Source organism: Aurantiacibacter spongiae, from assembly GCF_003815535.1.
Taxonomy (GTDB): Bacteria; Pseudomonadota; Alphaproteobacteria; order Sphingomonadales; family Sphingomonadaceae; genus Alteraurantiacibacter; species Alteraurantiacibacter spongiae.
Map to the genome: position 1 here is coordinate 389353 of NZ_RPFZ01000001.1, position 19660 is coordinate 409012.

Annotated in this window: 17 protein-coding genes; 8 read left to right on the forward strand and 9 right to left on the reverse strand. The window is 62.8% G+C overall.

The window, feature by feature from the left end; genetic code table 11:
• Positions 1 to 68 precede the first annotated feature (68 nt).
• The 3 genes from EG799_RS02020 to EG799_RS02030 are packed head-to-tail and all read left to right on the forward strand — an operon-like array spanning position 69 to position 2676.
• Positions 69 to 500 carry an LbetaH domain-containing protein gene (locus tag EG799_RS02020; RefSeq protein ID WP_199798260.1) on the forward strand — a complete coding sequence of 144 codons (432 nt, stop codon included), beginning with the start codon at positions 69 to 71 and terminating at the stop codon, positions 498 to 500.
• Positions 497 to 1423, forward strand: coding sequence for a glycosyltransferase family 2 protein (locus EG799_RS02025; RefSeq protein WP_123878092.1), 927 nt, complete (start codon positions 497 to 499; stop codon positions 1421 to 1423). The genes EG799_RS02020 and EG799_RS02025 overlap by 4 nt, the downstream gene beginning before the upstream one ends.
• A complete protein-coding gene (locus EG799_RS02030; protein ID WP_123878094.1) occupies positions 1420 to 2676 on the forward strand; it encodes a glycosyltransferase family 4 protein in 1257 nt (418 codons plus the stop codon). Before EG799_RS02025 ends, EG799_RS02030 begins: the two co-directional genes overlap by 4 nt.
• 7 nt (positions 2677 to 2683) lie before the next feature.
• Here EG799_RS02030 and EG799_RS02035 read toward each other — a convergent pair whose 3' ends face one another.
• From EG799_RS02035 to EG799_RS02045, 3 genes are all read right to left on the reverse strand, one after another.
• Positions 2684 to 3967: a sugar transferase gene (locus EG799_RS02035; protein ID WP_158610986.1), complete on the reverse strand. Its 1284-nt coding sequence runs from the start codon at positions 3965 to 3967 to the stop codon at positions 2684 to 2686.
• A gap of 107 nt (positions 3968 to 4074) precedes the next feature.
• Positions 4075 to 5121 carry a 2-oxoacid:ferredoxin oxidoreductase subunit beta gene (locus tag EG799_RS02040; RefSeq protein WP_123878098.1) on the reverse strand — a complete coding sequence of 349 codons (1047 nt, stop codon included), beginning with the start codon at positions 5119 to 5121 and terminating at the stop codon, positions 4075 to 4077.
• Positions 5122 to 5299: 178 nt separating this feature from the next.
• Positions 5300 to 7237 (reverse strand): 2-oxoacid:acceptor oxidoreductase subunit alpha, encoded by a 1938-nt coding sequence (locus EG799_RS02045; RefSeq protein ID WP_123878100.1) that lies wholly within the window; start codon positions 7235 to 7237, stop codon positions 5300 to 5302.
• Between the two features lie 130 nt (positions 7238 to 7367).
• Between EG799_RS02045 and EG799_RS02050 the strand changes: the two genes are divergently transcribed.
• Positions 7368 to 7859 carry an RNA pyrophosphohydrolase gene (locus tag EG799_RS02050; protein ID WP_123878102.1) on the forward strand — a complete coding sequence of 164 codons (492 nt, stop codon included), beginning with the start codon at positions 7368 to 7370 and terminating at the stop codon, positions 7857 to 7859.
• Positions 7860 to 7871: 12 nt separating this feature from the next.
• Here EG799_RS02050 and EG799_RS02055 read toward each other — a convergent pair whose 3' ends face one another.
• The 4 genes from EG799_RS02055 to EG799_RS02070 form a co-directional block, all read right to left on the reverse strand.
• Entirely contained in the window at positions 7872 to 8429 is a 558-nt protein-coding gene (locus EG799_RS02055; protein WP_234028974.1) for a tetratricopeptide repeat protein, read from the reverse strand.
• Between the two features lie 13 nt (positions 8430 to 8442).
• Positions 8443 to 9621, reverse strand: coding sequence for an RsmB/NOP family class I SAM-dependent RNA methyltransferase (locus EG799_RS02060; RefSeq protein WP_123878104.1), 1179 nt, complete (start codon positions 9619 to 9621; stop codon positions 8443 to 8445).
• Complete coding sequence (gene guaB, locus EG799_RS02065) at positions 9618 to 11069, reverse strand: IMP dehydrogenase (protein ID WP_123878106.1); 1452 nt, start codon at positions 11067 to 11069, stop codon at positions 9618 to 9620. Before guaB ends, EG799_RS02060 begins: the two co-directional genes overlap by 4 nt.
• Positions 11070 to 11150: 81 nt before the next feature.
• Positions 11151 to 11909, reverse strand: a complete 759-nt coding sequence (locus tag EG799_RS02070) for a 3-hydroxybutyrate dehydrogenase (RefSeq protein WP_181950863.1) — start codon at positions 11907 to 11909, stop codon at positions 11151 to 11153.
• 104 nt (positions 11910 to 12013) lie between these two features.
• Between EG799_RS02070 and ypfJ the strand changes: the two genes are divergently transcribed.
• Entirely contained in the window at positions 12014 to 12871 is an 858-nt protein-coding gene (gene ypfJ / locus EG799_RS02075) for a KPN_02809 family neutral zinc metallopeptidase (RefSeq protein ID WP_123878108.1), read from the forward strand.
• Between the two features lies 1 nt (position 12872).
• On the opposite strand, the gene EG799_RS14255 is transcribed toward ypfJ, so the two are convergent.
• Both EG799_RS14255 and EG799_RS02085 read right to left on the reverse strand, forming a co-directional pair.
• Positions 12873 to 14594 carry a M56 family metallopeptidase gene (locus EG799_RS14255; RefSeq protein WP_123878109.1) on the reverse strand — a complete coding sequence of 574 codons (1722 nt, stop codon included), beginning with the start codon at positions 14592 to 14594 and terminating at the stop codon, positions 12873 to 12875.
• The gene (locus EG799_RS02085) at positions 14591 to 14992 is read right to left on the reverse strand and encodes a BlaI/MecI/CopY family transcriptional regulator (RefSeq protein WP_123878111.1); all 402 of its coding nucleotides are present in this window, start codon (positions 14990 to 14992) and stop codon (positions 14591 to 14593) included. Before EG799_RS02085 ends, EG799_RS14255 begins: the two co-directional genes overlap by 4 nt.
• Positions 14993 to 15095: 103 nt before the next feature.
• Between EG799_RS02085 and EG799_RS02090 the strand changes: the two genes are divergently transcribed.
• The 3 genes from EG799_RS02090 to EG799_RS02100 all read left to right on the forward strand — a co-directional run bounded on the left by EG799_RS02090 (position 15096) and on the right by EG799_RS02100 (position 18481).
• On the forward strand, positions 15096 to 16268 hold the full coding sequence (locus EG799_RS02090; protein WP_123878113.1) for an alpha-hydroxy acid oxidase: 1173 nt from the start codon (positions 15096 to 15098) through the stop codon (positions 16266 to 16268).
• Positions 16269 to 16307: 39 nt separating this feature from the next.
• Positions 16308 to 16871, forward strand: coding sequence for an ATP-dependent Clp protease proteolytic subunit (locus tag EG799_RS02095; RefSeq protein ID WP_123878115.1), 564 nt, complete (start codon positions 16308 to 16310; stop codon positions 16869 to 16871).
• Between the two features lie 305 nt (positions 16872 to 17176).
• A complete protein-coding gene (locus EG799_RS02100) occupies positions 17177 to 18481 on the forward strand; it encodes a lipopolysaccharide biosynthesis protein (RefSeq protein WP_123878116.1) in 1305 nt (434 codons plus the stop codon).
• The last annotated feature ends 1179 nt before the right edge of the window (positions 18482 to 19660 follow it).

The following is a 19660-nucleotide window of genomic DNA, read 5'->3' on the forward strand; positions in this document are numbered from 1 at the left end:
TGTTTCGCCCTACCCCGGTCCCGCTTCATACATGGCGACGCTTTCTCTTGAGACTTTTCGGCGCGAGAATGGGACGGGCGACGAACGCTTATCCATCGGCACGGATCTGGGCACCGTGGAATCTCGTGATGGAAGACGGTTCGTGCCTGGGTCCGGAAACCGATTGCTACAACGTCGCGCCGGTACGGCTCGGGCGTGGGGCTACCGTCAGTCAGAAGTCGTATCTTTGCACGGCGAGCCACACGCTCGACAGCGCCTTCACACTCGTTGGAGCCCCGATCGAGTTGAAGGCCAAGGCCTGGATCGCGGCTCGGGCATTGATCGGACCCGGCGTCACCCTGGCCGAAGGTGCGGTCGTGGCCGCCGGCGCCGTCGTCATGAAGGACGTAGCCGTGAACACGGTGGTCGCCGGCAATCCCGCCCGGCCCGTCAGCGAAAGTGCCCTGTTCGTGGAAGACGCCGACAACAAGCTGATCACCGAGCAGCCAGCCGACCGATGAACGATCCGCGAGTCACGACTATCATCCTCACCAAAAACGAGGAGCGACATCTGCGCCGTGCTATCGCCAGCGTGGCTGCTGATAGCGACAGCGTCATCGTCCTGGATTCGGGCAGTACCGATGCGACAGAAGCCATCGCGAGGGAAATGGGAGCGCGCTTCGAAACCAATCCCTGGGTCAATCACGCCGCCCAGTTCAATCATGGGCTCCGGCTTGTCGACAAGGATGCGGAATGGGTCTTGCGTCTCGACGCGGACGAGATACTCGAAAAGGGCTGGTATCGCCGCTTCGCAGAACAACTTGCCGACCGCCCGGGAGCCGCAGGCTTCACCTTCACGCGCACGATGACCTTTCGCGGTAAACCAATCAGGCGCGGCCTCGCCCGCACGCGGCAGTTGCGTCTGTTTCGCGCCGGACTTGGCCGATGCGAGGCGCGCTGGATGGACGAACACATCGTCGTCGATGGGCCGGTGGCCAAACTCGATATCGAACTGCTTGACGACAATCTCAACGATCTTGCCTGGTGGACCGACAAACACCAGGCCTATGCCAACCGCGAAGCGATCGAACTCCTGCTGAACGAAAGGAGGGAAGAGTCCACCGGACTGACCATGACGCGGCAGGCGCGGATCAAGCGATGGATCAAGGATCGTATCTACCGTCGATTACCCTCGGGCTTGCGCGCTTTGGCGTTCTTTCTCCTGCGCTACGTCTTCGCGCTCGGTTTTCTCGACGGGAGGCGGGGCTTTCAGTTCCATGTCCTGCAGGGCTTCTGGTACCGTCTTTACGTCGACATCCGGATCGAGGAGATCGAGGCGCTCATGCGGCGCGAGGGGATTGATCTGCCCGCCGCTATACGATCGGTAACGGGAATTGCGGTCGGCCAGGTCGATGACGTTGCAAAGCGTCCGAGAACGCCATGAACGAGCTGTCGAGACAGTCGGTGGCCGCGCCTCGGTTGATTTTCGTCAATCGCTATTTCTGGCCAGATCGCAGTGCCACTTCCCAGATTCTCAGCGATATCGCCTTCTACCTCGTCGGCAGGGGTTATCGGGTCGAGGTCATCGCCAGTCGCCTTTCCTACGAAGGCGACGAAGCGCCCTACCCGGCGAACGAGGTCCGTCAGGGTGTTGTGATCCACCGTGTCACGACACCGCGGTTCGGGCGTGCCAATGTCATTGGGCGCGTCGCCGATTATCTCGGCTTCTATATCGGTGCCTTTGCAAAGGTTCTCTCACTCGCCCGCGAAGGCGATGTAGTCATCGCCAAGACCGATCCTCCGGTTCTTTCCGCGCCGGTCGGATTGGCCGCACGTCTGAAGAGAGCCAGGCGCGCAACCTGGTTGCAGGATCTTTATCCGGAGGTCGCAGAAGCCTTCGCTGTTCTCCGTAAGAACGGCCTTTTGGCGTCAATGGTGCGCGCTTCACGCGACCGTTCCTTGCGTGATGCCACAATGAATATCGCGATCGGAGAGCGAATGGCACAGATCGTGAGGCAAGCAGGTGTGAAGAAGGAACGGATCGTCGTCATTCCCAACATGACCGATGACGAAGCGATCACACCAGTAGACGCGATCGACAACCCGCTGCGGCGCGAATGGGGGTTTGGTCCTGACGATCTCGTGGTCGGATATTCAGGCAATCTCGGCCGGGCGCACGAGGTGGACACGGTACTCGATGCAGCGGAACGGCTGGAGGCTATGGGGCGGGACGACATCCGGTTCCTGGTCATCGGTGGTGGCTATCTGCACCCCCACCTCGAAGCGGAAATCGCTCGCCGCGGCCTCACCAATTTCGTTGTCAAACCTTATCAGCCTCGCGAGCGGCTCAACCTCTCGCTTACCGTTCCCGACGTTCACTGGGTGTCGTTGCGGCCGGCACTGGAAGGTCTCATCGTGCCCAGCAAGTTCTACGGTGCCGCGGCCAGCGGACGGCCGGTCGTATTCATCGGCGACAGCGATGGCGAGATCGCGCCGCTGGTTCATGACCGAAAATGCGGAGCCATCATCGAGCAGGGAGCGTCCGACCATCTCGTCGATACCCTCTGCGACTACGCCGACAGGCCGCAACAGCGGCTTGCGCAAGGCCGCAACGCCAGGTCGATGGTGGTCGAGAAGTTCAGTCGTCGTTCGGTTTACGAGGCGTGGGACGCTTTGGTCGACCGACTGCTAGCCTAGCCGCGCACTACCGCGCGCCATGTCCGCTCAGGACAACGAAAGCAGTACGGGCAAGGATCAGCAGGTCGAGCCAGTACGAGAAGTTCTTGATGTAATAAAAATCGTACTGAAGCTTGTCGTCGATGTCATGAAGGTCGGTGACGTGCCCCTGATTTACCTGCGCCCACCCGGTGATGCCGGGTCTCACGATGTGACGGTAATCGTAGAACGGGATTTCGCGGCGATACCAGTTCGCCAGGTCCACGGCTTCCGGCCGTGGTCCGATCCAGCTCATCTGACCGAGCAGGATGTTCCACATCTGCGGTAATTCGTCGATGCGAGTGCGGCGAAGAAACCCCCCGACGCGCGTGATGCGGGGATCGTTGTCATTCGTCATGGCACTGGCGCGGCGTTCATCCTCGCTGGTCGACAGGCTTTCGGTTCGCATCGTGCGAAACTTCGCGACCTTGAAAGGCAGCCCGCGATAACCGCTGCGATACTGCCGGAACAGGGCGGGTCCGGGCGATTCCAGCTTGATGAACAGCGCAACCAGCAGCATCGGGGCGAGCAGCAGAGGCGCAAGGGCGAGGACCAGCAAAGCGTCGACCACCCGCTTCGCCCGCAAGAAGGACATGTTGGGCAGAAGCGATCCGAAGCTGTTTTCCGAAAGATGCTCGACCTGCACCTTTCCGGTAGCTGCCTCGTAGACCTGCTTGAAGTGAAACACGGGGATGCCCGCCAATGCAGCCCGCGCCAGCATGGCTTCCCAGTCCGGGCCATGATCATGGTGAAGGTCGGCGACGATCATCGCGCCCTGCCCCGTTGGCAGGATCGGTTCGCGCAACGGCACGGTCTTCAGCCCCATCTGGCCGAGGCGTTCGATACGGCCACCGCGCACGGCGTAGAAGACATTGTCGTCCGAGCGTGCGTCGAGGCCGACGAAGCAGAGGAAGATTACCGTGGACCAGAAGGCGTTGATGCCGAAAACGGGTATCGAGTATTCGATACGCAGGGCGAGAATGCCCATCGCCACGATGCCGAAGCTCGAAACGAATGTCGGAATGACAGTGCCGTATTGCTTGACACCGGGATAGATGTTTACCCGCCGCGCAAAGAAGATCGCAGCGATCGTCGCGATGATCGACGCGATCAGCGAATGCTTGATCGGCCCCGGTTGAAGGAACGGCGCGTTTCCTCCGAAATAGAAAAATGTCGGAACTACCGAGCCCAGCACGATGCACGCGCAAACCTGCACGGTGAAGGACCGGATGAAGCTGCGCCGGTCCTGTATCAGCCTGTTCGGGGCTGCCATCAGCATAAAATCGAATGTATCCCAAGCGTACGAACCGGCAGCTTTTCAGCCGATTGGTTCGATCTTTCGCGGGCTTAGGCAGTCAGCATAACACTGGCAAGTCCGCGTCAGACCGGATCCTGCGCGGTGCCGTCAACCGTCCAGGTCTGGCCCTTGGCAAGGAGTTTGGCGAAGCTTGCTTCCTTGCCCTCGCTAGCCCGGCGCTTCTCGTCATGGACGGCTGCCTCGTATGTCGGTTTGGGATCGTCGTAGATGACGCCGAGCGGCATGGGGAACGGCCCGAAAGGCAATTCGACGAGCATGTGAGCGAGCACGCGGTTGGTGGCATCGTGCACAACGACGCCGGCCGCTTCCCAATCGCCGTCAGACACATCGACGACCTCGAAAGCGAAGCGTGACGGATCGAGCCTCAGTCCCTTCACGCCGCCGGTCTTTTCGCTGCCGAAGAGCATCGGCTCGCCGTGTGAGAGCCAAAGCTGTTGCTGATCGGCGCCCTTGGGCCGCGCGAAATCATCGAACACGTCCTTGTTGTAGACGATGCAGTTCTGGAAGATCTCGATAAAGGCCGCGCCCCGATGGGCATGAGCGGCGGTGAGGATATCGGGCAGGTTCCTGGACACGTCGATTCCACGCCCCACGAACCGCGCCCCCGCCCCGAGCGCGAAAGCGCAGGGATTGGCCGGGTGATCGACCGATCCGAGAGGCGTGGAGGGCGATCTCGTGTTTTCCCGGCTGGTGGGCGAATACTGGCCTTTGGTGAGGCCGTAGATCTCGTTGTTGAACAGCAGGATCTGCATGTCGACGTTGCGGCGCAGGACATGCATGAGATGGTTACCGCCGATCGAAAGGCCATCGCCATCGCCAGTGACCAGCCAGACATCGAGATCCGGGTTGGCCAGCTTGATTCCGGTCGCAAAGGCAGGCGCGCGGCCATGGATCGTATGGAAGCCGTAGCTTTCCATGTAGTAGGGGAAGCGGCTGGAACAGCCGATGCCACTGACGAAAACGGTGTTCGCCGGGTCCGCTCCGAGTTGCGGAAGGGTGCGCTGCACCGCCTTCAGGATAGCGTAGTCCCCGCAACCCGGACACCAGCGCACCTCCTGGTCGGTTTCCCAGTCCTTCAGGCTCGTTTCGATCTTCGTCAGTTGGTTCATGGTTCGCTTTTCAACGTATCAGTTCATGATCCAGAACAAAGCGGCCAGGGCGATCGCCACAAAAAAGACGATAAGGGCCACCCGGTTCTTCTTCGTTCGTTGATGTCGCATCTAGCAATCTCCTGTGCGGAAAGCGGGTACCGAGCCCTATCCTGAAAACTTTGCGACACCAACAGGTTCAATTGTCGGCGCTACTCGAAATGGGGGGAAGCTGCTCGTCATTTACTGGCACCTGACCGCCCTCGTTTCCGTCGATCCTGTCGAAGTAAGCCTCGATCGCTTCTTCGAGCTCCGCGATCTGGAACGGTTGGCCGCTGGTCTTTGTCAGACTCTCGCACCTGACGAGATACTGGTCGCGCAGCAAGGTCTTGAGCTGGCCAGTGTTCATTTCCGGAACCAGCACGTGATCGAAGCGGCCGAGCATCTCGCCCAGATTCGCCGGCAGGGGCCAGATGTGACGAACGTGGATGTGGCTGACCTTGCGCCCCCGCGCGATCCACCGACTGACTGCCTGGCGGATCGGGCCGAAGGTGCTGCCCCAGCCTACCACGGCCAGTTCTCCCGACGGCTCGCCAAGCTCGATTTCCTGATCCGCGACGACGATCCCGGCGACCTTGTTCTTGCGCGCGTCGGTCATCGCCTGATGGTTGTCGGGCGAATAGTCGATATTCCCTGTCGTCGCGTTCTTCTCGATCCCGCCCACGCGGTGCATGAGGCCGGGCGTGCCCGGTTTTACCCAGGGTCGCGCACCTTTTTCGTCCCGGATATAGGGATGGAACTCCTCACCTGCCGGTGCCTCTTGCAGGAAAGTGACCGGAAACCGCTCGTAGGCGGCAGGATCCGGGACTTTCCATGGCTCCGCGGCGTTCGCGATATAACCGTCGGTCAGCAACATGACCGGCGTCATGTACTGCGTTGCGATACGGCAAGCCTCGATCGCAACGTCGAACGCGTCGCCCGGCGAACGAGCGGCCAGTACCGGCATGGGGGCGTCGCCATTTCGCCCGTAGACGGCCTGGTAAAGGTCACTTTGCTCGGTCTTGGTCGGTAGTCCGGTGGACGGGCCGCCTCGCTGGGAATTAACGATGACGAGTGGCAATTCGACCATGATTCCCAGACCCATCGCCTCGGTCTTCAGCGCGATGCCCGGGCCGGAAGAACTGGTGACGCCAAGCTGCCCCGCGTAGCTCGCGCCAATGGCGGCACAGATGGCGGCGATTTCGTCCTCCGCCTGAAATGTGATGACGTCGAATTCCTTGAGCCGTGCGAGATGGTGCAGGATCGCACTGGCCGGGGTTATCGGATAGCCGCCGAAGAACAGGGGAAGTTCGGCGAGCTGCGCTCCGGCGACTAGGCCGAGTGAAATGCTCTCCGCTCCCGTGATCGTGCGATAAAGCCCGGGTTCCTGCTCCAGCGGCGGCATCGCAACCTGTTGCAGGGGACCGGACAATTCCGCCGTCTCGCCATAGGCATGGCCGGCGTTGAGCGCCGCGATATTGGCAGCGGCGATATCGGGCTTTCTGGCGAATTTGTCGTTCAGCCAGTCGACGATCGGCTGGCGATCGCGATCGAACATCCATAATGCCAGGCCCAGCGTCCACATGTTCTTCGAGCGCAGGGCATCCTTGTTGCCGAGCCCGAAATCCTTCACCGCCTCTATGGTCAGGGCTGAAATGTCGAACGCGAGAACGTCCCACCTGGCGAGGCTTCCGTCTTCCAGCGGGTTGGCGTCGTATTTCGCTTTGTCGAGATTACGCTTCGTGAATTCCCCCGTATCGGCAATGATGAGGCCGCCCGGCCGCAACGCTTCCAGGTTTACCTTCAGGGCCGCCGGGTTCATCACCACCAGAACGTCTGGCGCGTCGCCAGCGGTGTTGATCTGCCGGCTTCCGAAATTGATCTGAAATGCCGAAACGCCGAACAACGTACCCTGCGGCGCACGAATTTCGGCGGGAAAATCGGGAAATGTCGACAGGTCGTTGCCCGCAAGCGCGGTGGACAACGTGAACTGGCCGCCGGTCAGTTGCATCCCGTCGCCGCTGTCACCGGCGAAACGCACGACAATGGCGTCCCGCTTCGAAAGGTCCGGCCGTCGCTCGGCCTGCTGTGTCGCCATTATTCCTCTTTCCTGCTGCCTTCAGCGTGAGCGGGCGACCTAGGTTCCCAAGTCACCAAGGACAATCAAGTTTTTCTGTCCAGCGAGCAATGACTGGAATTCGCCTTCCCGCGATCCTATCACCCGGTGAATGAAGGATCCCGAATATCTCCGATATCGCCCATGCGTGGGCACCATGCTGGTTAACGAAAGGGGTGAGGCCTTCGTCGGCAAACGCATCGACAATCGCGAAGGCGACTGGTGGCAGATGCCGCAGGGCGGCGTCGATCTGGGCGAGGATCTCGATGTCGCCATGCTCCGCGAACTCGGCGAAGAAACGGGGGCCAGCCCGCAACACCTTGAGATTGTCCATCGCATGGAGCAGGAGCAGTTCTACGACCTGCCGGAAGATTTGCAGGGCAAGCTGTGGGGCGGGCGTTACAAGGGGCAGCGCCAGAAGTGGTATCTGGTCCGCTTTACCGGCAGTGATGCCGACATCGACCTGGAGGCCCACGAACATCCGGAATTCTGCGAATGGAAGTGGGTCGATCCGGATCTGCTGCCAGAGTTGATCGTGCCGTTCAAGAAACCGATCTACGAAGCGGTCGTGGCCGAATTCAAACCACGACTCCGACTGCTGTAGAAATCCGTCCGATCAGTTCTGCGTCACCTCTTCATCCTGGGTAACCATTTCGGCCGTCATCACCAGAGGACCGCGATCGATCGCGGCAGCCAGTGTCGCGGTTTCTGCACAATCGCTGCCGCAAAGATCGCGCAGCCGGCTCAGGTTTTCGCGCGCGGCGGATATCGCGCCCTTCTCGACCAGGGCTTCCCCCTCACCCGCGATCGCTGCGAGGTTCTCCGGATCGCGCTCCTGCGCTTCGCGGTAAAAGTGGATCGCCTTACCCTGCAATCCCTCCGCCCGCGCCGCGGAAGCGAGGTCCAGATAGATCGCGGTGTAGGCCGGATCGACGGCGAGCGCTGCCTCGAACGAACTGATCGCATCCTGCACGTTGCCTGCCTGCATCTGCGAACGGCCTTCCGCCACCAGCGCAGCGGCACGCGGATCGGGTTGATGATCCTCGGCAAAACCCACGCTCGCGCTCACTGCCACGAACAGCGACAACAGGGCGGCGGCGGGCGCGTAACGCATGAACAATTCCTTCCATCGTGACCGGTCGTTGGCCGCGGCGATTGGCGGAGTATCGGTCATCGGGAAAGGCGTATCACGCCCGACATAGACAGGCGATGAAAAAACCGTCCGTTCCGTCCCGGGACGGTGTCAGACGAACTCCTTTCCCGCGCGGCTGCCCGAGCGGCAGATCGGGTCGGCGGGCAGTCCAGTCGGGATGCCCCGCGAGAAACCTGTCGATTTGCACAGCCCCTTCCTCGTCCAGAAGCGAACAGGTGACATAGGTCATCACTCCGCCAGGCTTCACCAGATCGGCGGCCACGCCCAGCAACCGCTGCTGAAGCGCAGCAAGCCGCTCCAGTTCCCTTTCGCCAAGGCGCCAGCGCGCCTCGGGATTGCGGCGCCACGTGCCCATGCCCGAACAGGGCGCATCGATGATGACACGGTCGGCGGCGCCTTTCCAGGTCGAGAGTGCCTGCATTTCTTTACCGGGGTCGAGCAACACGGTGTCGGCAATCCGCGCCCCCGCCCGTTCGGCCCGCGGCCCCAGTCTGGAAAGCCGTCCGCGATCGGTATCGGCAGCGACGAGCGTCCCGCGATTGTCCATCGCCGCGGCAAGCGCCAACGTCTTTCCGCCCGCCCCCGCGCAAAGATCGATGACGCATTCGCCTGGCCGGGCTTCGGTCGCCAGACATGCCAGCTGGCTGCCATGATCCTGAATTTCCACGAACCCCTGCTCGTAGGCCTTCCACCGGTCCGCCCTGGTCCCCGTCGGGAAGCGCAGGGCGTGCGGTGCAGCAAGCTTCTCGCCGGACTCCGGCAGGGAAATGCCCTCGCGCGAAGACTTCAAGGCATTCACGCGAAGATCGAGCGGTGCCCGTCCGAGCAAAGCCGAGGCCGCTTCGGTCCCGACGTCCGAGGCGGCAAGGCGTTGTTCCAGCCAGTGCGGCGCGATACCGCCATCGGCGCTTTGCTCGCCGTCATCGATCGGCGCCGCACCATACTGAGACCCGTCGAAGAGGTCGCGCAGTTCCGGTCGCAGTTTCGACAGGCGCACCATCGCCGCGCGCCCCGTCGGAGGAACGGGACCGCAGGCCCTGATCGCGTCATAGACGAGTTCGCGTATCGCGTGCTTGTCCTTGGATCCGGCGAAACGGTGCGATCTGAACCAGTCGGCCAGGATCCGGTCTGCCGGCGCCCCTCCGGAGCGGGCGGCAGAAATGACCGTATCGAGTATTTCTATCGCCGAGGCGAGGCGGGCCGCATCCCTCACCGGGTGGGGTAGTTCGGCGCTTCGCGGGTGATGCTGACATCGTGAACATGGCTTTCCGACAGACCGGCATTGGTGATGCGGATAAACTTCGCTCGGGTCTTCAGATCGGCGATGGTGGAACAACCCGTGTAGCCCATCGCCGCCTTCACGCCGCCGACGAGTTGATGGACCACATCGCGTGCCGCCCCCTTAAACGCGACCTGCCCCTCGATCCCTTCGGGCACCAGCTTCATCTGATCGGACACGTCCTGCTGGAAGTAGCGATCGGCGGACCCGCGAGCCATCGCGCCCACGCTGCCCATACCGCGATATGCCTTGTAGGCGCGGCCCTGATAAAGAAACGTCTCGCCAGGCGCCTCTTCCGTCCCGGCGAGCAGGCTGCCAACCATGACGGTGGACGCGCCCGCCGCCAGCGCCTTGGCCGCGTCCCCGCTGGTACGCAAACCGCCGTCGGCGATGACGGGTACGTCGCCCGCCGCGCTCGCGGCGTCCATGATCGCGGTAAGCTGCGGCACGCCCACGCCGGCGATGATCCGCGTGGTGCAGATGGAGCCGGGCCCGATCCCGACTTTTACACCATCCGCACCGGCATTTATCAGCGCCCTGGTCGCTTCAGCAGTCGCCACGTTCCCGGCGATGACCTGCACGTGGTTCGACAATTTCTTCACCCGATCCACCGCTTCGGCGACCGCCTTGTTGTGACCGTGTGCGGTGTCGATGATGATGACATCGCATTCGGCGTCGACCAGCGCCTCGGTCCGCTCGTATCCCTTGTCGCCCACGGTGGTCGCCGCCGCGACCCGCAGGCGGCCGCCGGCATCCTTCGTCGCGTCGGGGTTGAGCACCGCCTTCTCGATGTCCTTGACCGTGATGAGCCCGACACAGCGATAGTCCCCATCGACGACCAGAAGCTTCTCGATACGGTGGGCATGCAGTTGCCGGCGGGCCTCGTCCTGGCTCACGCCTTCGCTGACGGTGACCAGATCGTCGGCAGTCATCAATTCCCTGACGGGCTGGCGCGGATTGGCGGCGAAACGCACGTCCCGGTTGGTTAGGATGCCGCACAGCTTGCCCGAAGCGTCCGTCACCGGAATGCCGCTGATGTTGTGGCGATCCATCAGCGCCTGCGCCTCGCCCAATGTGGCGTCGGGCGCGATGGTGATGGGGTTGATCACCATGCCGCTTTCGAACCGCTTGACGCGGCGCACGGCATCGCATTGCTCCTCTACGGTCAGATTGCGGTGCAGCACGCCGATGCCCCCCATCTGCGCCATGACGATGGCCATCTCCGCCTCCGTCACCGTGTCCATGGCAGACGAGATGACCGGGATGTTGAGGGCGATCTCGCGTGTCAGTTGCGTGCGCGTGCTGGCCTGGCTGGGCAGGATTTCGCTTGCCGCCGGCTTCAGCAGGACGTCGTCGAAAGTCAGGCCGGTTTCGATTTCCATAGATGCCACCGATTCGAGGGGATTGAGTCGTGGCGGCCCATGTAACGACGTGATCCCCCGATCGCTAGGCCGCGACCGCGCTTATTTAGCCGTCCAGCCTCCGTCCATCGAGTAGTTCGCGCCGGTGATGTTCTGCGCCTCGTCGCGGCACAGGAACACGGCGAGCGCGGCGACTTCCTCGGGCTGGACGAACTTCTTGGTCGGCTGACCGGCCAGCAGCACGTCGTTCATCACCTCCTCGCGCGTCATGCCGCGGCTCTTCATCGTGTCGGGGATCTGGTTTTCCACCAGCGGGGTCCAGACATAGCCGGGGCTGATGCAATTTGCCGTCACGCCGTGCTCGGCCAGTTCCAGCGCCAGTGTCTTTGTCAGTCCGGCAAGGCCGTGCTTGGCGGCGACATAGGCGGTCTTGAATGGGCTGGCGGCCTTGGAATGGGCGCTGGCGGTGTTGACGATGCGGCCCCAGCCCTTCTCCTTCATGTGCGGCACGGCGAGGCGCGCGGTGTGGAACGCGCTCGACAGATTGAGCGCGATGATCGCGTCCCATTTCTCGACCGGGAAATTTTCCACCGGGGAAACATGCTGCATCCCGGCATTGTTGACGACGATATCGACCGCGCCAGCCGTCTCCATCATTTCTTCCACGCCAGAGACGTTGGTCAGGTCCGCGCCCGAATACGGGGCGCCCCCCATCTCCTGTCGCAACCGGGCGATTTCGTCGGAATCGCCAAACCCGTTGAGAACGATCTCGGCGCCCTCGGCGTGAAGCGCGCGGGCGATGGCGAGGCCGATGCCAGAAGTAGATCCGGTAACTAGAGCGCGGCGGCCTGCAAGGAACATTCGTATCTCCACGGGATTTGGGTCTGCAACCGGTTCCTAGTGCCATGAGGGCAAGGGTCCAGAACAATTCTCGGCTTTTGGGCGGGATCTATGGGAGGCGTCTCGTGAAACTCAGGCCGTTCGATCCGGGCAGCATCAAAGTCGGTCGCAGCGGCGGCAGGGGCGGTCTGCCTGGCGGGAAACTGGGTTGCGGCGGTATAGTCATCGTGCTGATAGGTGCGCTGGTTTTCGGCGTAGATCCGGCGCAGATGCTCGGCACCGTCGAACAGGCGCAGCGATCGGCACCGACGGAGCGATCCGCATCGAACGAGAGCGCGGCTGACATTTGCGATGACAACCGGTACGCGACGGAAGCTTGCAATGCGTTGGCGTCCCTGGATCAGACATGGGCACGGCGCTTCGAGGAAGAAGGCCTGGGGGATCGCTTCCGACAGCCGAAGCTGTGGTTTTACAGTGGCGGGACCGGGTCGGGATGCGGATCGGCGTCAAGCGCGGTCGGTCCGTTCTACTGTCCGCAGGATCAGGGCATCTACATCGACACCAGCTTCTACGACACGATGCAGAACCAGCTTGGGGCGGGCGGCGACTTTGCGCGCTACTACGTGATGGCGCACGAATACGGGCATCACGTTCAGGCGATCACCGGTATCGCCGACCAGATCCGCAGCGCGCAGCAGCAAAACCCGGGAGCAGCCAACCAGTTACAGGTGATGATGGAGCTCCACGCCGATTGCTATGCCGGGGTCTGGGCCGGGCAGAACCGCAACGCCATCGAACCCGGCGATTTCGAAGAAGGGATGAACGCCGCCGCCGCCATCGGGGACGACAGGCTGACCGGTGGGCGCGTTTCGGAGGATAACTTTACCCACGGCACCAGCCGGCAACGTATGGAAGCGCTGAGGCTGGGAATGCAATCCGGCGACGACACGCAGTGCGACAACCGTATATTACAAGCCGGTTAATTCAGCTTTCTACGATATTGACAGGCAAACGCGGCGGCTGCGGCGGGAGAGGCGGCGTCGGCGCCGCCACCCGGTAGCTCACCGCGACCCGCACCGCATTCGGTCCGCTCGCGGAACCCGTCCGCATGGAGATTTGGCCTACCCCGCGTAGCTCTCGCATCGAGGACCGGATTTCGCGCATCGCTGCGTCGATTTCGCGCATGGCTTCGCGGCGTTCGCTTGCCGAAATGTCGCGATCGGCAGCCAGTGCCTCGCGCGCCTGATGGAGACCGGCAAGGGCCTGAGCGGTCACCGCCGACTGGCAGATGGCAATCGCGCGCCGGCCATCGGACAACCGCCGCTCGACAACCGGCTGATCCCCCTCGCAGCTGAACTCGACCTGCGCTGCTGCACGCATTGCGGCATCGCGCGCCAGTTGGGCATGTTCGAGGGCATATTCACGTTCGGCATGCGCCTGTTCGAGCGCCCGCTCGACGTCCTGCCGCGCCTGCTCGATGTCGTCGTGCGCATCGTCCATGCTACGACGAAGTTCTGCCTGAAGAGCCCGCACCTCGCTCTGCGAAAGAGGGGTATCGCCCTCGATGGTCAGCGCGCGGTGTTCGCCGTTCCTATCCTCGACGATCACGGTCCCGTGCCCGTGCCCGTGCACGTCGTGCGCATCCGGTGCTTGCGGCGCCAGGGGCGGTGTGGGCGCAACCGGTGCCGGCGGCGCTTCGGGCGGCCTCGGGGCGGAAGGGGCGCCGGGCGCCAGGGGCGGCTCGGGCGGCGTCGGTGCCTCCTCGGCGGCGTAGCTGATCGAGGCGGTCAGCGGCAGAGCCATAGCGGTGGTTGCGATTGCGGCGATGCCGATGCGGCGGCGAGCGGTGGTAACGTCGGTCATGGTGAGGCTCCGTAAGCGATGGACTATCGATTTCTCGCCCAGCACCGGACAGGCCATCGGTGCGGCCAAGGCCAGATGACGTCCGGCGGCGAAGCCGGCGATCACCTCAGCATAGACCGCACGTTCGGACCGCGCCCGTCCGGCGACGACGCGCGCATCGCACGCAGCCTCCTGATCGCGACGCATCGCTCGCCAGCCCCACCAGGCGAGCGGATTGAACCAGTGCAGAGCCAATAGCGGCTGAGCCGCGATATTGGCGACGAGATCGTGGCCGCGATGGTGCGCAAGCTCGTGCGCTATCGCGAGATCGCGGGCCGTAATGTCATGGTGCGCCATGAAGGCAGGCGGCAGAGCTACCACCCGGTCGCGCACGCCGAAGGCGACGGGGGCGCTGACCGCCGGCGTTTCCACCAGGCGCACCTTGCCGCTTTCTCCTACCGGCATGGCTTCGGAAAGCAGATCTGCGCGCATTGCGAGATATTCGCGCACGCGCCAGAAAAGGAACAGGACCGCGCCGGCCAGCCACAGGGGCGCCAGCAGGTCGCCCACTTCGATGCCGAGTGCCGGGCCGGGAACGGGCGCGGCGGCGGATGGCGCATCCGATATAAGAACAAGCGCGGGGGCCATTGTCTGCGGGGTCGCCGCCACAGGCTCGGCCGGCGCCATCCAGGCCGGCAACACGACAGGCGGCATAACGAACCGGAGCAACGGCAGCAACCAGAGCCCATAGGCGATTTGCGGCCCGCAATGGCGTGCCACCGGACGGCGCGCCAGCAGGACCAGCGCGATCAAAGCTGCGGTGTAAAGGAACGTGTCGAGCAGCCAATCCGAAAGCGCGCTCACCCCTTGAGCTCCTGCAAAAGGCGTTCGATCTCGACGATGTCGTCATCGCTGAGCGCCTCGTTCTCGGCCAGATGCGCAAAGAGCGGCGCCGCGCGTCCACCGAACAGGCGATCGACCAGCCGGCGTGATTCCCCGCCGACGTAGTCCGCGCGCTCGATCAATGGTGAGTAGAGAAACCGACGCCCGTCCGGCTCGGTCGCAAGAGCGCCCTTGCCTACAAGTCTGGACAGCAAGGTCTTGACCGTGGCGATCGACCAGTCGCGATCCTGGCACACCGCCTCGCACACCTCGGCAGCGGATTGCGGACTGCGCGCCCATAGCGATTCCATGACCGCGTGTTCGGCATCGCTGATCCGTTCTGGCGCGGTATCCTCCGCCCCGGTCTTCCTCGCTGGCATGGCATCCTCCATGACGGTCGAAACGTCCTTTTGACTACACCTGTAATCGAAACCTGCCACAGGTGCAAGTGACTTCGTGAGGGCGGCAAGCTAGGCAATCGGGATGAGGGATCGCTTCGCCTATCGCGTCCGCAAGTTGGCCGACTGCCACAACATCGCCGATTTCCGGGAATTGGCTCGGCATCGCCTCCCCGCTCCGGTGTTCCATTACATCGACGGCGCGGCCGATGACGAGATGACCCGGCAGCGGAACACCGACGCGTTTGCAGACGTAGACCTTGTTCCGGACGTCCTCGCCGGGTCAAAAGTCGATACGTCGGTCACCGTTTTGGGGCGAGAAAGCGCACTTCCCCTGATGCTCTCGCCCACCGCGCTGCAACGACTGTTCCACTGGCAGGGGGAACGGGCAGTGGCGGCGGCGGCGGCGGAAGCGGGGCTGTGGTTCGGCGTATCCAGTCTCTCCAGCGTCAGCATCGCGGAGATCGGAGCAAACTACGCCGGGCCCAAGATGCTGCAATATTACTACCACAAGGATCGCGGGCTCAACGCCGCCCTGCTCGATATGGCGAAAGACGCCCGCTTCGATGCCGTCACGCTGACCGTCGATACGATCGTTTCGGGAAACCGGGAGAGGTGCAAGCGGACCGGTTTCACGAGCCCCCCTCGCCTGACCCCCTCCAGTGCGCTTTCCTACGCCGGCCATCCGGGCTGGACGTGGAATTACCTGACGAAGGAAAAGTTCTCCCTGCCCAACCTGGAAGCTCACGTGGCCGCCGGCAGCAATTTCGCCTTATCGGTGCAGGACTACTTCAACTCGATGTTGGAGCCCGAACTGGACTGGGCGAAGGCAGAGCGCCTGCGACTGGATTGGGGCGGCACCTTCTGTCTGAAGGGCATCATGTCGGCCGCCGATGCGCGGCGCGCCGCCGACATCGGGGCCGATGCCATCATGGTTTCCAATCACGGCGGGCGCCAGCTCGATGGATCGCGCGCGCCCTTCGACCAGCTGGACGAGATCATGCAGGCAGTCGGCGACCGGATCGAGGTGATCCTGGACGGCGGCATACGGCGGGGCAGCCATGTTCTGAAGGCGCTGAGCCTGGGCGCGAAGGCCGCGAGCGGTGGCAGACTCTACCTCTATGCCCTTGCGGCAGGGGGCGAGCCTGGCGTCCGTCGCGCAATTGCCCTGCTGGGCGAGGAGATCACGCGTGCGATGCAGCTCATGGGCAAACATTCGGTTGCGGAGCTTTCCCGGGATAATCTGCGCTTCCGCTGACGATTCGGAACGCGGGCCCGGCAGACCGGTTGGGCTGACATGAGCGAACGATCCGATACCGAAACCATCCGGTGCAGTCCCCAGCTTCGCCTTATCGGCAGCGTGGACGAAGCGATGTACAACGAATTTCGCAACCAGCTTGCCGGCGCGCCGAAGGAGGGGCCGCTGGTCGTTGCCATCACCACGCTCGGCGGAAATCCGGAAGTGGCGCGCGCCATGGCTGACGATATCCGTCTGTTGCGCGAAGCGGACCGCGAAATCTTCTTCCTCGGCAAATCGGCGGTCTATTCCGCCGGGGCGACATTCATGGCCGGCTTCCCCATCGACAAGCGGTTTCTGACGCAGGATACCAGCCTTCTCATCCACGAGCGGCAGATCACCAAGACGATCAACCTGTCCGGTCCCTTGCGATCCTGCACCGCGCAACTGAAAGCGGCGCTCAATGAGATCGAACATTCGATCGAGATCGAGGAAACAGGATTCCGCGCCCTGGTCGAAGGTAGCGATGTCGATTTCGAAACCGTCCGTTCGAAGGCGCAGGACAACTGGTACCTCGGCTGTCAGAAAGCCAAGGAAATCGGTCTGATCGCGGACGTGATCTGAGCTGGCGGCGACGGCTGACAGCATCGTGAAGTGCACAAGCGGCGCCAGTTCAAAGGGGCGGCCCCGCTTGCCAATCCCCCCGCGATCACTAAAGCGCCAGGCGCGGACGGTTTGGCGTTCGCATTCGAACCAGACTGGTTCCGGTAAAGAGATTCCTCTCAAACACCCGGTGCGATGCGACCCCATGTGGAAAACGGAATGATCTCATCGAGGCCAGCAGGGGACTTGATACATCGTCCGATCGAACGGCGACGCTGGTCGGTCCGTTGCGGTCGCGATACGCCATGGTGTTCGGGTGAAGCGGGGTGCTGAAACGCATTGCGAGCGCGGATTTTTCTCAGCTCCTGGCCAATTCCGGCAAGCTGTTCGGCGGGAACGCGGGTGCATCGGCGCTCAATCTCGTTGCGGTCGCGCTGATCGGCAAGGCGCTGGGTCCGGCGGCCTTCGGCATATTCGCGATGTTTGTCGCGACCGCACAGATCGTCAGCGAACTGGCCAATCTCAATTCCTGGCAGGCGATCATCAGCTTTTCGGGACATGCCGTGGCGGACAAGGACGATGCCCGACTCGGAGAGATCGTGCGCTTTTCCGCGCTCTGCGACATTCTGGCCCATCTCGGTTTCGTCGCGATCGCCACGATGGGAATTGCCATCGCGCTGCGGCTAAGCCTGTTTCCCGCGCAACTCGAACCGCTGGCGTTCCTGATCCTGATCCCGCTGATAGCCGATGCCGTTACCGCATCGGCAACGGGTATCCTGCGACTGTTCAACCGGTTCGGCTACCTCTCGTTTTCCGCTCCCGTCGGGCCGGCGGTCACCGTCGTGGGGGCCTTGTGGCTCACCTGGCAGGGAGGTTCGCTGGACGATTTTGTGGCGATGGCGATCGCGGCGATGGCAATCCCGCCTATGATAGTGCTGATCGGAGCGATCGCGGTCCTGCGCCGCCAGGGCATCTCCCTGACCGGTCCCGCCATGCGCGATGAACGCGGCGGGTTCCTGCGTTTCCTGCTGGTCACGAACCTCAATTCCACCCTGACCCTTATCGTTCGGCGGGTCGACATTCTGGTCGTGGGTGGGCTGGGTTCGGCCTATTCGGCGGGCATATATCGCGTCGCCAAGGCCATCGGTTCGGTAACCGGCCTCCTGCAAACGCCTTTCTACGTGGCCATCTTTCCGCAGATCGCCCGGCTGGTAGGCCAGAGGGACGAAGGCGGAATACGCAGGCTTTCCCGGCAGGCGGCGTTGCTGATGGGCGGGGTCAATCTCGCCATTCTGGCCGGATTTCTCGTCCTGGGATCCTTCTTCCTCGATCTGGTGTTCGGCGCGAATTATGCCGATGCCTGGCCGGTCGCGCTGGTCTATCTCGCCGGAATGGTTTTTACCGGCCTGGCCCTGCCCCTCAATCCCATCGTGATGGCGATGAAGCGGCCTTCGCTTACCCTCGTGGCACATATCGCGGCGAACACCCTTTTCCTGCTATTGTGCCTGCCGCTAGTCCCACAACTCGGCGCATTGGGCGCAGCTCTTGCCTTTGCGCTCCAGTCGCTGCTCTGGTTCGTGCTGATGCTTCGCTTTGCAAACCGGTCGCTCGCAGAAAGTACACAATGCTGACTGTCGATGAAGAACTGGCGTTTTTGTGGGCCGGATATGTTCCCACATGGGATCCCGCCATGCTTCGTGGCATCGCGGGCGAACCGGAAGAATTCGCCGCCCTCAAGCGCGATCTGGCGAAGCGCTCGGAAATTTCCCTGCTGGGCGAAGCGAAGGAGCGGTTCGAGGCGACGATGGCACGATCCCTTGCGGCCACCGGCGCCCGGCGTCATGTCGTCCCGTTGAGCGGCGGCGTCGACAGCAGAGCCATCCTCGCGTGGCTGTGCGAGAATGTCGATCGCGAAACGATCGTCGCCGTCAGCTTCGGCGTGCCCGGCACATACGACTATGAGTTCCCCAGGGCCGTTGCCAGGGCAGCCGGCGTCCGACACGAACTCGTCAATCTGGACGATTTGCCCATCACGCTCGACGACATGGCGCAAACGGCGGCGATGCTTCCCTTTCTGGTCGAGCTATGGACCGCCACGCAGTTCCGCCTCGTGAAGGAACGCTTCGCGGGTGATGATTCCGCTGTCTGGGTGGGTTATCTCGGCGATCCGACGGCGGGCAGCAAGTATCTTCCGGCGAACGAGAGCGCGGATTTCAGGTCATCGGTCGATCGGTTCGTGAGGCAAAGCCGCTGGGCCCCCTCCCCAATCCGCGAAACCGACAGCCGTGCCGCTTTCGCCGCGCGCATGCCGTCACGACCCTTTATCGACGATCCCGCAATCATGACGTTCGAGGAACAATTGCTCTACGCCGTAAAGCAGGCTGCCTATACGGAGCCGGTTCAGTACGCGGGTGAAAATCTCGAGACTGTCGCCCCCTTTACGCATGTGGAATGGAGCTCCTTCATGATGGCGCTTCCCGGAACGTTGCGCCTTGGATGCGGGCTGTACTTTCGTATCCTGCTCGGGCGATTTCCCGACATGATGGCGCTGCCGACCAAGACCGTACCTGGATTCTCGCTCGCCCGACCGCGCCGAACAGGCTCGCTTACCGAGCAACTGGAAACCAAGGTCAGGGCCGCGCTGCGTCGGTTCGGCGTCCCGGGCATGGTCAACAGGCAGGAAAACTACCTCAATTTCAACGAGGCCTTTCGACGGCGGCCCGAATTCCAGCGGATGGCACATCTCGCAGCGGAACGTCTGAATTCCCGCTCCCCATTCGAAGGTATTGACCTTCGCGCCATCGTTGACG